7 protein-coding genes are annotated in these 13032 nt (G+C 72.1%); 6 read left to right on the forward strand and 1 reads right to left on the reverse strand.

The window, feature by feature from the left end; all coding sequences use genetic code 11:
• The first annotated feature begins 13 nt into the window (after positions 1-13).
• From MOPEL_RS12635 to MOPEL_RS12650, 4 genes are all read left to right on the forward strand, one after another.
• Positions 14-1636, forward strand: coding sequence for an HRDC domain-containing protein (locus tag MOPEL_RS12635; protein ID WP_009483256.1), 1623 nt, complete (start codon positions 14-16; stop codon positions 1634-1636).
• A gap of 185 nt (positions 1637-1821) precedes the next feature.
• Positions 1822-3087 carry a thiolase family protein gene (locus MOPEL_RS12640; RefSeq protein ID WP_040634504.1) on the forward strand — a complete coding sequence of 422 codons (1266 nt, stop codon included), beginning with the start codon at positions 1822-1824 and terminating at the stop codon, positions 3085-3087.
• Positions 3084-5198, forward strand: coding sequence for a 3-hydroxyacyl-CoA dehydrogenase NAD-binding domain-containing protein (locus MOPEL_RS12645; protein ID WP_009483258.1), 2115 nt, complete (start codon positions 3084-3086; stop codon positions 5196-5198). Before MOPEL_RS12640 ends, MOPEL_RS12645 begins: the two co-directional genes overlap by 4 nt.
• A gap of 199 nt (positions 5199-5397) precedes the next feature.
• A complete protein-coding gene (locus tag MOPEL_RS12650) occupies positions 5398-6927 on the forward strand; it encodes a helix-turn-helix domain-containing protein (RefSeq protein WP_009483259.1) in 1530 nt (509 codons plus the stop codon).
• A gap of 94 nt (positions 6928-7021) precedes the next feature.
• On the opposite strand, the gene dxs is transcribed toward MOPEL_RS12650, so the two are convergent.
• Positions 7022-8917: a 1-deoxy-D-xylulose-5-phosphate synthase gene (dxs, locus tag MOPEL_RS12655; RefSeq protein WP_009483260.1), complete on the reverse strand. Its 1896-nt coding sequence runs from the start codon at positions 8915-8917 to the stop codon at positions 7022-7024.
• 151 nt (positions 8918-9068) lie between these two features.
• Between dxs and MOPEL_RS12660 the strand changes: the two genes are divergently transcribed.
• Both MOPEL_RS12660 and MOPEL_RS12665 read left to right on the forward strand, forming a co-directional pair.
• A complete protein-coding gene (locus tag MOPEL_RS12660) occupies positions 9069-11822 on the forward strand; it encodes a phosphoenolpyruvate carboxylase (RefSeq protein WP_009483261.1) in 2754 nt (917 codons plus the stop codon).
• A 193-nt stretch (positions 11823-12015) separates the two neighbouring features.
• The gene (locus tag MOPEL_RS12665; RefSeq protein WP_245544784.1) at positions 12016-13026 is read left to right on the forward strand and encodes a glycerophosphodiester phosphodiesterase family protein; all 1011 of its coding nucleotides are present in this window, start codon (positions 12016-12018) and stop codon (positions 13024-13026) included.
• Positions 13027-13032: the final 6 nt, after the last annotated feature.

The raw sequence follows: 13032 nt of genomic DNA on the forward strand, positions 1-13032 counted from the left end.
CGCGAACCACCCAATGTCCTACCTCACCGACCCGTTCGCCGTGCCGGAGCAGCCCACGCCGCCCGCCCCCCGCGACCGCGGCACCACCGCCGACCCCGACGACCACCCGCGCGAGGACGACCGCGACGACCGCCCGCGCGAGGGCGCCCGCCAAGACGGGTCCCCCGACGACCACGCGCGCGGGACCGCCGACGCCGACGAGCATCCGCGCGACCCGCGACGGCAGACGCCCCCCGCCCGAGAGACCGGCCGAGCCCGTCGGTCCGACACCGGCGTCGGCGAACGCGGCGCACACGCACCCGGAGCCTCCGTCGGCCCGGCCACGGGCTCCACCGCGGACGCCCACACGGACGCCCACACGGACGATCACTCGGATGGCCACGCGGACGGTCACGCGGACGGCGGGAGCGTTCCGGCCGCGGAGGAGCAGGAGGTCGCACCCCCCGTCGTCCTCACCCGGCCCGCCGAGGGCGTCCCCGGCGTCGTCGAGGACGAGCACCGGCTCCTCGAGGTCGCCGACGCCCTCGCCGCCGGGCACGGCCCGCTCGCGATCGACGCCGAACGTGCCTCCGGTTACCGGTACGGGCAACGCGCCTACCTCGTCCAGGTCCGCCGCGAGGGCGCGGGCACGTGGCTGTTCGACCCCATGGCCTGCCCCGATCTCGAACCCGTGCAGCGGGCCACCCGGGGCGTCGAGTGGATCCTCCACGCCGCCACGCAGGACCTCGGCTGTCTCCGGGAGGTCGGCCTCTCCCCCGACGCCCTCTTCGACACCGAGCTCGGCGCCCGCCTCGCCGGTCTGCCGCGCGTGGGTCTCGCCGCCGTCGTCGAGCACTACCTCGGCTTCTCCCTCGCCAAGGAGCACTCCGCCGTCGACTGGTCGACCCGGCCACTGCCCGAGGACTGGCTCATCTACGCCGCGCTCGACGTCGAGTGCCTCGCCGAGGTGCGGGAGGCGATGATCGAGGACCTCACCGCCCAGGGCAAGATCGAGTGGGCGCGCCAGGAGTTCGAGGCGCTCACCTCCTTCACCGGTCACCCCGTGCGCACCGACCCGTGGCGCCGCGTCTCCGGCATGCGGCGGCTGCGCACCCCGCGTGCCGCAGCGATCCTCCGGGAGCTCTGGTACGTCCGCGACGATCTCGCCCGCGACCGGGACACCGCGCCCGGGCGCATCGCCCCCGACGCCGTCATCGGCGCGCTCGCCGGGGCGGCCCCCACGACGTCGGCGGAGGTCACGGCGGCGAGCTCCCACCGTGCCGTCCGGCGTCACCCCGAGATCTGGGCGCGCGCCGTGCGTCGCGCCCTCGACCTCCCCGAGTCCGAGCTCCCGCCGACGTCGCTGCCGAGCAGCGGCCCGCCCGCCCCGCGCTCGTGGGCCGACCGCGACCCGTTGGCCGCCGCCCGCCTCACGAGGGCCAAGGACGACCTCGCCCGGTTCGCCGAGGAGCACCGCATCCCGCTGGAGAACGTCCTCACCCCCGACACGCTGCGACGCGTCGTGTGGAACCCGCCCGCGGACCCCGACGAGGCGAGCCTGCACGCCGCCCTCCGCGAGCTCGGCGCACGACCGTGGCAGGCCGACATCGCCGCACCCGTCCTCGACCACGCCTTCGCCACGGCGGAGCCCGCGTGAGCCCGGCCCCGCCCCCGGTCGTCGTCGCGCCGACGCGCTTCGGCCCGGAGGGGTGGGGACTAGCACAACCTCCCTCGTGGGGACATCCCTCCCGGACGTGGCCCAGGTCTCCTCGGAGCCCGGCGACAAGGCGCGTACTCATCAGTAATATCGACGATGGACAAGACTCCGGCATGCGACGACGCATGCCCCCGAGCCGACAGGAGACATCCGTGTCACGAACTGAGGTCGTCTTCGTCGACGGTGTACGTACACCGTTCGGCAAGGCGGGAGACAAGGGCATGTACGCCCAGACGCGCGCGGACGACCTGGTCGTCGCCTGCATCCGCGAACTCCTCCGCCGCAACCCCTCCCTTCCGCCCGAGCGCGTCGAAGAGGTCGCCGTCGCGGCCACGACGCAGACCGGCGACCAGGGCATGACCCTCGGACGGCTCGCCGTCCTCCTCTCCGGGCTCCCCCAGAGTGTCCCGGGGTACTCCATCGACCGCATGTGCGCCGGTGCGATGACCGCGCTCACGACGACGGCCGGCGCGATCGGCTTCGGCGCGATCGACGTCGCCATCGCCGCGGGTGTCGAGCACATGGGCCGCCACCCCATGGGTGAGGGCATGGACCCCAACCCGCGGCTCCTCAGTGAGAAGCTCGTCGACCCCGAGGCGCTCTCCATGGGCAACACCGCGGAGAACCTCCACGACCGGTTCCCGCACCTCACCAAGGAGCGGGCCGACGCCTACGCCAAGGGCAGCCAGGACAAGACCGAGGCGGCCTACCAGTCGGGCAAGATCCAGCCCGACCTCGTCCCCGTCGCGATCCGCACCGGTGAGCTCGGCTGGGGCCTCGCCACCAAGGACGAGCCCCCGCGCGCCGGCGTGACGATGGAGGCCCTCGCGTCCCTCAAGACCCCGTTCCGGCCGCACGGCCGCGTCACCGCCGGCAACGCCGCGGGCCTCAACGACGGCGCCACCGCGGCGATCCTCGCCTCCGAGCGTGCCGCCACCGAGATGGGTCTCGGCGTCAAGATGCGCCTCGTCAACTGGGCGTTCGTCGGCTGCGAGCCCGAGGTCATGGGGTACGGCCCCGTCCCCGCCGCCGAGAAGGCGCTCGCGCAGGCCGGTCTCACGATCGACGACATCGGCCTCTTCGAGATCAACGAGGCGTTCGCCGTCCAGGTCCTGAGCTTCCTCGACCACTTCGGCATTCCGGACGACTCCGACAAGGTCAACAAGTACGGCGGCGCCATCGCCGTGGGCCACCCGCTCGCGAGCTCCGGCATCCGCCTCTGCAGCAACCTCGCGCGCCAGTTCGCCGAGAACCCCGAGGTGCGCTACGGCATGACCGCGATGTGCATCGGCATCGGCATGGGCGTCGCCGTCATCTGGGAGAACCCCCACCACGCCGACTACGTGCCGAGCATCTCCGGTACCGAGACGAACAGCGAGGCCAACCGATGAGCATCGACTTCGCCGCCATCTTCCCCGACGAGGTCGTCGCGAACTCGATCGTTCGTGACGTCGAGCTTCCCGACGAGGCGGGCACCCTCGCCCTCATCACCCTCGACAACGGGCTCGACCACACCAAGCCGACGACTCTCGGCCCGCAGACCGTCGCGCGTCTCGGCGAGACCCTGGACGCGCTCAAGACGCGCGCCGAGGCAGGCGAGATCGTCGGTGTCGGCATCACGGGCAAGCCGTTCATCTTCGCCGCCGGCGCCGACCTCTCCGGCATCGGCGCCGTCACGGAGCTCGAGCAGGCCCGCGCCATCGCCGAGCTCGGCCACCGCGTCTTCGCCAAGTTCGGCGAGCTGGGCGTGCCGAGCTTCGCGTTCGTCAACGGCATCGCGCTCGGCGGCGGTCTCGAGATCGCCCTCAACTGCGACTACCGCACCGTGTCCGGCGACGTGGGCATGATCGCGTTCCCCGAGGTCTTCCTCGGCATCCTCCCCGGCTGGGGCGGCACGTGGCTCACGCCGAACCTCGTCGGTCCCGAGAAGGCCGTGACACTCGTCGTCGAGAACCCGCTCTCGCAGAACCGCATGATCAACGGCAAGAAGGCCCACCAGCTCGGTCTGTTCGACGAGCTGTTCGAGCCCGCCGACTTCCTCATGCGCTCTCTGCGGTGGGCCGCGGACGTCATCGCCGACCGCACGGTCGTCGAGCGCCCGCAGATCGACCGCGACGAGAAGACGTGGGAGGCCGCGATCGCCAAGGGCCGCGCCGTCGCCGACGCCCGCACGGGTGGCTACTCCCCCGCGCCGTACCGCGCGCTCGACTGCCTGTCGGCCGCCCGCACGAACGACAAGAAGGCCGGCTTCCAGGCCGAGGAGGAGGGGCTCTCCGAGCTCCTCATGGGTGAGGAGGCCCGCGCGGGCCTCTACGCCTTCGACCTCGTCCAGCGTCGCGCCAAGCGTCCCGCCGGTGCACCCGACAAGGCCCTCGCCCGCAAGGTGACGAAGGTCGGCATCGTCGGCGCCGGTCTCATGGCGAGCCAGCTCGCGCTCCTGTTCGTGCGCCGCCTCAAGGTGCCGGTCGTCATGACCGACCTCGACCAGGGTCGTGTCGACAAGGGCGTCGCCTACGTCCACGCCGAGCTCGACAAGCTCGTCGCCAAGGGCCGCCTCAACACCGACAAGGCCAACCGCTACAAGGCCCTCATCACCGGCTCGACGAGCAAGGAGGGCTTCTCCGACGCACAGTTCGTCATCGAGGCCGTCTTCGAGGAGATGTCGGTCAAGAAGCAGGTGTGGTCGGAGGTCGAGGCCGTCGTGAACGAGGAGTGCATCCTCGCCACGAACACCTCCTCGCTCTCCATCACCGAGATGGCCTCGGAGCTGAAGCACCCCGAGCGGGTCGTCGGCTTCCACTTCTTCAACCCCGTCGCCGTCATGCCCCTGCTCGAGATCATCTCGGGTGAGAAGACGGACGACGCGGCGCTCGCCACGGCGTTCGCCACGGGCAAGAAGCTCGGCAAGTCGATGATCCTCGTGAAGGACAGCCCGAGCTTCGTCGTCAACCGCCTCCTCGGCCGGTTCATGAGCGACATGGCGCGCATCGTCGACGCGGGCACGCCGATCGACGTCGCCGACGCCGGTTTCGCCGGTGTCGCGCCGATGCCGCCGTTCCAGCTCATGGGCCTCGTCGGCCCGGCGATCGCGCTCCACAACAACGAGACACTCGCCAAGGCGTTCCCGGAGCGCTTCTACGTCTCGGAGAACCTGCGCAAGGTCGTCGAGGCCAAGAAGGCCGCGTTCTACGTCGAGAAGGACGGAGCGCAGGTCGTCGACCCGGAGATCGCCGCGATCTACGACGCCGGCGAGAAGACCGAGGTCCTCACGGCCGAGCAGGTGCGTGAGAAGGTCCTCTCCGGCCTCGCCGAGGAGGCCCGCCTCATGCTCGAGGAGGGCGTCGTCGCAGCGCCGATGGACCTCGACCTCGGCATGATCACGGGCGCCGGATTCCAGTTCTGGAACGGCGGCCTCACGCCGCTGCTCGACCGCTCCGGCATCGCCGAGAAGGTCACGGGTGCACGGTTCCTGCCCTCAGGCGCGGCGAACGTGCCCGCCTGACCGGCACCACGCACGCCCGGTCGTCGCACGGCGGGCGGTGAGGATCCCCTCCCGAGGGACCTCGCCGCCCGCCGTGCGGCATACCGTGGGCCGGGCCGGGCCGCGGCCGTGACACACTGGGTCGATCGTCCAGATGCCGTGACACCCGCCCGCACGCCCGAAGCGCGCAATATCTCACATGTGAGTTAAGATAATGACCATGACAGAGGACTACCTGGCCCGCATCGGCACGCTCATCCGAGAAGCGCGGAGGCACCAGGGCATGACCCAGAACGAACTCGCCGATCTGCTCGGCACGAGCCAGAGCGCCGTCGTGCGCATCGAGCAGGGGAAGCAGAACCTCAGCCTCGAGATGCTCTCCCGCATCGGGCAGAACCTCGACTCGCAGTTCGTCGCGCTCGGCACCTCCGGTCCGCAGCACCTGCGCATCGAGGGCGGCACCAAGCTGCACGGCTCCATCGACGTCAAGACGAGCAAGAACGCCGCCGTGGCCCTCTTGTGCGCCTCCCTGCTCAACAAGGGACGCACCACGCTGCGCAACATCGCCCGCATCGAGGAGGTCAACCGCATCCTCGAGGTGCTGTCGAGCATCGGCGTCAAGACGCGGTGGCTGCCCGACAGCAGCGACCTCGAGATCATCCCCCCGGCCCGCCTCGACCTCGAGGCCCTCGACGAGGCCGCGGCCCGCCGCACGCGCACGATCATCATGTTCTTCGGTCCGCTGCTCCACGAGTTCACGGACTTCGAGCTGCCCTACGCCGGCGGCTGCGACCTCGGTTCTCGCACCATCGAGCCCCACATGACGGCCCTGCGTCACTTCGGTCTCGACGTCGAGGCCACCCAGGGCGCCTACAAGGCCCAGGTCACCCCCGGGGTCTCCCCCGCGCGGGCGATCGTCCTCACCGAGCGTGGTGACACGGTCACCGAGAACGCGCTCATGGCCGCCGCCCGCCACGAGGGCGAGACGGTCATCCGCAACGCCTCCCCCAACTACATGGTCCAGGACCTCTGCTTCTACCTGCAGAAGCTCGGGGTGGAGATCGACGGCATCGGCACGACGACGCTCACCGTGCGCGGCAGGGCCGAGATCGACGTGGACGTCGAGTACTCCCCGAGCGAGGACCCGATCGAGGCGATGAGCCTCCTCGCCGCCGCAGTCGTCACCGAGTCGGAGATCACGATCCGCCGCGTGCCGATCGAGTTCCTGGAGATCGAGCTCGCGCTCCTCTCCGAGATGGGCATGAAGTACGAACTCACCGAGGAGTACTGCTCCGACAACGGCGAGACCCGCCTCGTCGACCTCACGACGAAGCCGGGGCCGCTCAAGGCGCCGATCGACAAGATCCACCCGATGCCGTTCCCCGGTCTCAACATCGACAACCTGCCGTTCTTCGCCCTCATCGCGGCGTGCGCGGAGGGTCGCACGATGATTCACGACTGGGTGTACGAGAACCGGGCGATCTACCTCACCGAGCTCACCAAGGTGGGCGCCAAGGTGCAGCTCCTCGATCCGCACCGCGTCCTCATCGACGGCCCGACCCGCTGGCGCGCCGCGGAGGTCATCTGTCCGCCGGCGCTGCGTCCGGGCGTCGTCATCCTCATCGCGATGCTCGCGGCGCCGGGCGTCTCGGTGCTGCGCAACGTCTACGTCATCAACCGCGGTTACGAGGACCTCGCCAACCGCCTCAACGAGCTGGGCGCCAAGGTCGAGACCTTCCGCGACATCTGAGTCGCGGGCCCGTTCGTCGGGTCGGCCGTGGGGCCTCGCCTGGGCATGCCCCGTCGTCGCGGACGCCCGGGGTGCGGGCGTCCGCGAGGTCGGCTCAGGCCGGCGTGTCCGTCGGCCGGACGGAGGCGAGCACGGCGTCGGCGACCGCGGGCGCGGTGAGCCCGGCGTCGGCGAGGATCCGGTTGCGGCTGTCGTGGGTGAAGAACGTCTTGGGCAGACCGAACCGGTGGACGGTGACCGGCTCCCCCGTCTCGGCGAGCGCGGCGGCGACGGCCGAGCCGATGCCGTTGGCGGCGACGTGGTCCTCGACGACCCCGACGTAGCCGGCGGTGCGGGCGAGGGCGACGAGGTCCTCGGAGACCGGGAGGACCCAGCGGGGGTCGACGACGAGGACGCGCAGGCCCTGATCGGCGAGGAGGGACGCGGCACCGGTGGCGACCGGAGCCATCGCGCCCACGGCGACGAGGAGCACGTCGGGGTCGGCGACGTCGTCGAGACCGTGCCGGGCGACGACGTCGAGACCACCGATGCGGTCGAGCGCGGGGATCGGCTCGGGCTCGGTGCCCTTGGGGAACCGCAGCACGGTGGGCCCGTCCTCGATCGCGACGGCCTCGCGGAGCAGCTCGCCCACGCGGACCCCGTCCCGCGGCGCCGCGACCCGGATGCCCGGGACGACGGAGGCGAGCGCGAAGTCCCACATGCCGTTGTGCGAGGCGCCGTCGCTGCCGGTGACGCCGGCACGGTCGAGCACGAACGTGACGCCCTGGCCGTGGAGGGCGCAGTCCATGAGCATCTGGTCGAAGGCGCGGTTGAGGAACGTCGCGTAGATCGCCACGACGGGGTGCATCCCGGCGAAGGAGAGGCCGGCGGCCATCGTCGTCGCGTGCTGTTCGGCGATGCCGACGTCGAGGACGCGGTCGGGGTGCGCCTCGGCGAACTCCCGCAGGCCGACAGGGATGAGCATCGCGGCCGTGATCGCGACGACGTCCTGCCGCTCCTCGCCGAGCTCGACGAGGGTGTCGGAGAAGTTCTCCGTCCAGCTGCGGCCCGCGATCTCGAGCGGCAGACCCGTCTCGGGGTTGATGACCCCGACGGCGTGGAAGGCGTCGTCGGCGTTGTCGAGGGCATGCTGGTAGCCGCGGCCCTTCTGCGTGATGGCGTGGACGATGACAGGCCCTCCGAAGTCGCGTGCCCGGCGCAGCACGGTCGCGAGGGCGTCGACGTCGTGGCCGTCGATGGGCCCGAGGTACTTGAGGCCGAGGTCCTCGAAGAGTACCTGCGGCGCGATGATGTCCTTGAGGCCCTTCTTCATGCCGTGGAGGGCCTCGAACGCCCGCGGGCCGACGACGGGCACGCTCTCGACGGTGCGCCGCCCCCAGGACATGACCTGCTCGTAGCTGCGCGTCGCACGGAGCACGGCGAGGTGCTCGGCGAGGCCACCCGTGGTGGGTGCGTAGGAGCGTTCGTTGTCGTTGACGACGATGACGAGCGGAAGATCCTTGTCGGCGGCGATGTCGTTGAGCGCCTCCCACGCCATGCCGCCGGTGAGTGCGCCGTCGCCGATGACCGCGACCGTGCACGCGTCCGTCTCGCCGCGTAGGCGTCGGCCCTTCGCGATGCCCTCGGCCCACGCGAGCGACGTGGAGGCGTGGGAGTTCTCGACGATGTCGTGCTCGGACTCCTCTCGGCTCGGGTAGCCCGACAGGCCGCCTGCCGAGCGGAGCCTTCCGAAGTCCTGCCGCCCGGTGAGGAGCTTGTGGACGTAGGAGATGTGACCGGTGTCGAAGACGATCGAGTCGCGCGGGGAGTCGAAGACGAGGTGGAGCGCCATCGTGAGTTCGACGACGCCGAGGTTGGGCCCGAGGTGACCTCCGGTCGCCGAGACCGACTTCACGAGGAACGTGCGGATCTCCGCTGCCAGTTCGTCGAGCTCGGCCCATGAGAGGGCGTCGAGATCGGTGGGGGTGGTGATGGAGGCGAGCAGACTCAACGGGGGTTCCTTCCACGACGTGTCGACCGGTGCGGACGTGCCGACCCCGTGACGATACGTCGTCCGGCCGGGACGCACATGTGCGAGCGCCGGGGATCGCCTGGACGGACGCGCGACGCGGGCACGTCGGCGCGTTCCTAGACTGGGTGTCATGTCCGCCTCCCCTCTCGACGGCATCGACCCCACGACCCCGGGCACCCCGGAATCGCACACGGAGGCGTTGCAACGCGACATCGACCTCCTCACCGAACTCCACGAACAGGTGCTCTCGGAGGCCGGTGGTGCCGAGCTGCTCCGCATCGTCCGCACCCTCGTCGACGCCTGCCGCGAACCCGCCAGCGGCCGCGCCGGGTCGGAGGCCGACGTCCTCGTCGACTCCCTCGACGCCGCGACGACGGCCGAGGTCGCCCGCGCCGTCACCGTCCATCTCCACCTCACGAACCTCTCCGAGGAGCGGCAACGCGTGCGTTCGTTGCGCGCCGAGGACGGCGAGTTCACCGGCGGCATCGAGGCCGGCGGCGTCGCCTCGGCCCTCGCCGCCCTCTCGCGGGAGGGCACATCGGTGCTCACGCGGCTGCAGGGACTCTCGATCCACCCCGTGCTCACCGCGCACCCCACCGAGGCCCGTCGTCGGGCCGTGACGTCGGCGCTCGTGCGCATCGCCGCTCAGCTCGACCGGTACGACGACCCCCACAACGGCGCGACGGAACGCGCCCACGCGCGGCGGCGGCTCCTCGAGGACATCGACATCCTCCAGCGCACCTCGACGCTGCGCCGGGACCGCCCCGAGCCCCGCGACGAGGTGAAGACGATGCTCTCGGTCTTCGACCAGACGCTCTTCCGCGCCGTGCCGCGCCTGTACCGCACCGTCGAGGCCGCACTGCCGGGCGAGGAGGGTCGCCGCGGCGGACGGGTCCCGGCTTTCGTGCGGTTCGGCACGTGGGTCGGAGGCGACCGCGACGGAAACCCGTACGTCACCGCCGCCGTCACCCGCGAGACCCTCACGGCGCAGGCGCACGAGGCCCTCACGCTGCTCGCCTCCCACGCCGACCGCGTCGCCCGCACCCTCACGATGGACACGGTGACGACGCCCCCGTCGGACGCGCTGCACGCCTCGCTCGAGGCCGACGCCGTCGCGCTGCCGGGCACGTTCGCGGAGATCGCGAAGAACTCCCCCGGCGAACCGCACCGTCAGAAGGTCCTCGTCGTCGCCGCGCGCGTCGAGGCGACGCTCGCCGAGCAGGTCGGTCTCGCCTACGCGGGGCCGGAGGAGATGCTCGCCGACCTGCATCTCGTGCAGGACAGCCTCCTCGCCGCCGGCGACCACCGCAGCGCCCGCGGGGAGCTGCAGGCGCTCATCTGGCTCGTCGAGACGTTCGGGTTCCACCTCGCCGAGCTCGAGGTGCGTCAGCACAGCCACGTCCACGAGAGGGTCCTCCTCGACCTCTTCGCCCAGCTCGGCCCGGAGCACGTCGCCGACCCGGAGGCTGCCGTCGCCGACGCCGAGTTCCTCGACCGGCTCGCCCGCGAGGGATGGCCGCGGCACGTCAGCCCGTCGACCGACATGGGGCGGGAGGTGCTCGACACGATCCGTGTCGTCGCCTGGCTGCAGAAGCGGTGGGGACGTGGCTCGTGCGGCCGCTACATCATCAGCTTCACCCGCCGCGCCGGTGACCTCGCCGCCGTGCGGGCCCTCGCGCGGCTCGCCGTCGGCGACCGCCCCCTCGAGCTCGACGTCATCCCCCTCTTCGAGACGGGTGAGGACCTCCACAACGCGCCGTCGATCCTCGCCGACCTCGCCGAACTGCCGGGGACCCAGGAGGTGTGGGCGGCGCAGGGTCGGCGCGTCGAGGTGATGGTCGGGTATTCCGACTCCGCCAAGGACGTCGGCCCCGCGAGCGCCACGCTCACCCTCGACCGGGCCGAGCGCGAACTCGTCGCGTGGGCGGCGGAGAGCGACGTGCAGCTCACGCTCTTCCACGGCCGCGGCGGCTCGCTCGGGCGCGGCGGCGGCCCGCTGCACCGCGCGATCATGGCCCAGCCGAGCGGCTCGGTCGACGGTCGGTTCAAGGTCACCGAGCAGGGCGAGGTCATCTTCGCCCGGTACGGCGACGTGATGATCGGTCAGCGTCACCTCGAGCGCCTCACCTCCGCGGTACTCCTCGCCGACGCCCCCCAGGTCGCGAGCGCGCGGGAGGCCGCCGCCGAGCGGTACCGCAACCTCGCCGAGGTCGTCGACGCGCAGAGCCGCGGCTGCTACCTCGCCCTCGTCGGCCAGGAGGGGTTCGCCGACCTCATCGCCGCGGTGAGCCCGCTCGACGAGATCGGCGACCTGCGCCTCGGGTCGCGTCCGTCGCGGCGCAGCGGCACCGACACGGGCCGGTCGCTCGCGGACCTGCGGGCGATCCCATGGGTGTTCTCGTGGGCGCAGACCCGCGTCAACCTCCCCGGCTGGTACGGCCTCGGCAGCGGCCTGTCGGCCGTCGGTGACGTCGAGCTCCTCCGCCGGGCGTACGCCGAGTGGCCACTGTTCGCGTCGATGATCGACGTCGCGGAGATGAGCCTCGCCAAGGCCGACCGTGCGCTCGCGGAGCGGTTCCTCGCCCTCGGCGAGCGTCCGGACCTCGCGCACCAGATCCTCACCGAGTACGACCTCGCGCGGCGGCTCGTCCTCGAGGTCCTCGACCAGGAGGAGCTCCTCGAACGCAAGCCGCACCTGCGCACCGCGGTCGGGCTGCGCCTGCCGTACATCGACGCCCTGAGCCTGCTCCAGCACAAGGCCCTGCGCGTCCTCCGCCTCCCTGTCGACCCGCGTCGGGAGGACCGGCCCGACAGGGCCGCCTGGACGCAGACCCTCCTCCTCACCGTCAACGGCGCCGCCGCCGGTCTCCAGAACACCGGCTGAGTCGCACCCGGCCCCACGCACGAGGCCCCCGTCGCACCACGGCGGGGGCCTCGTGCGTGGGTCGACGTCGGCACCGGCAGGTGGAGCGGGCGCGGCGCGCACGCCCTCCCCCGACCGCCCGTGGGAGAGCGGCGAGGCGGTCCGTGCCGCCCTCCCACGGGCCGCCTCCGGGGTCTCCGGAATGATCGGCGGCGTGAGCACTCGTCCCGCGTCGTCCTCCCCCACCGCGTCCCCGGGCCCCGCCGTACCCGCCCGTGGCGGTCACCCGCTCCTGCCGGCGCCGCGGGAGCACGTCGCGGTGTTCGGTCACCGCGGCGCCCGCGGTGACGTCTGCGAGAGCACCGTCGAGGGCTTCCTCCACGCCGCCCGCGTCGGGGCGCTCGGCGTCGAGCTCGACGTGCTCCTCACCGCCGACGACGCGGCGATCGTCTGGCACGACCCCGTCCTCGCCGACGACAAGTGCACGACCGACCTGCCGGGTCTCGTCGGCCGTGCCGTCCTCGACTGCACCCTCGGCGAGCTCATGCATCTCGACATCGGCTCCCGCACGCAGGCGGCCTTCCCCCACCAGCGCGCCGTGCCCGGCGCTCGTCCCCACACCCTCGCCGAGGTCCTCGCCGTGCTTCGCGACCAGGCCCCCGACCTCGTCGTCATCGTCGAGGTCAAGAGCGACCCCCGCGGTGCCGCCGCCCCCGACCGGCGTCGACGCCTCGTCGAGGCCACCCTGCGCGACGTCGACGCCGCCGGGGCACGCGACCGGGTCGTCATGCACTCCTTCGACTGGTCCGTCCTCCCCCTCGTCGCCGACCTCGCCCCCGACCTGCCCCGATCGGCCCTCGCGCTCCCCGGCGAGACGTTCCTCGCCGGGAGCGACTGGCTCGTCTCCGGTGTCTACGAGGACCACGACGGCGACCTCGTCGACGCGGCCCGCGCCGTCGGCGCCCACTACGTGTGTCCCCGGCACCGCGCCCGCCGACGCGCGCAGGCCCTCGACGAGGGGATCCCCGGACGGGCCGCCGCAGACCTCACCGCCTACGACGTCGTCGACGCAGACTTCGTCCGCCGCGCCCACGCCGCCGGGCTCGGGGTCGTCCCGTGGACCGTCGACGACCCCGCCGACCTCCGCCACCTCGCCCACTGCGGCGTCGACGCCGTCGTCTGCGACCACCCCGGAGACGCGGTCCGACTCCTCGCCGACATCTAGGCTGCC

This window comes from Mobilicoccus pelagius NBRC 104925, assembly GCF_000247995.1.
Lineage (GTDB): Bacteria > Actinomycetota > Actinomycetes > Actinomycetales > Dermatophilaceae > Mobilicoccus > Mobilicoccus pelagius.

Coding starts and splice junctions, on each gene's coding strand:
- MOPEL_RS12645 (WP_009483258.1), top strand. CDS start 3,084: ATGAGCATCGACTTCGCCGCCATCTTCCCCGACGAGGTCGTCGCGAAC.
- MOPEL_RS12635 (WP_009483256.1), top strand. CDS start 14: ATGTCCTACCTCACCGACCCGTTCGCCGTGCCGGAGCAGCCCACGCCG.
- MOPEL_RS12650 (WP_009483259.1), top strand. CDS start 5,398: ATGACAGAGGACTACCTGGCCCGCATCGGCACGCTCATCCGAGAAGCG.
- MOPEL_RS12640 (WP_040634504.1), top strand. CDS start 1,822: ATGCCCCCGAGCCGACAGGAGACATCCGTGTCACGAACTGAGGTCGTC.
- MOPEL_RS12660 (WP_009483261.1), top strand. CDS start 9,069: ATGTCCGCCTCCCCTCTCGACGGCATCGACCCCACGACCCCGGGCACC.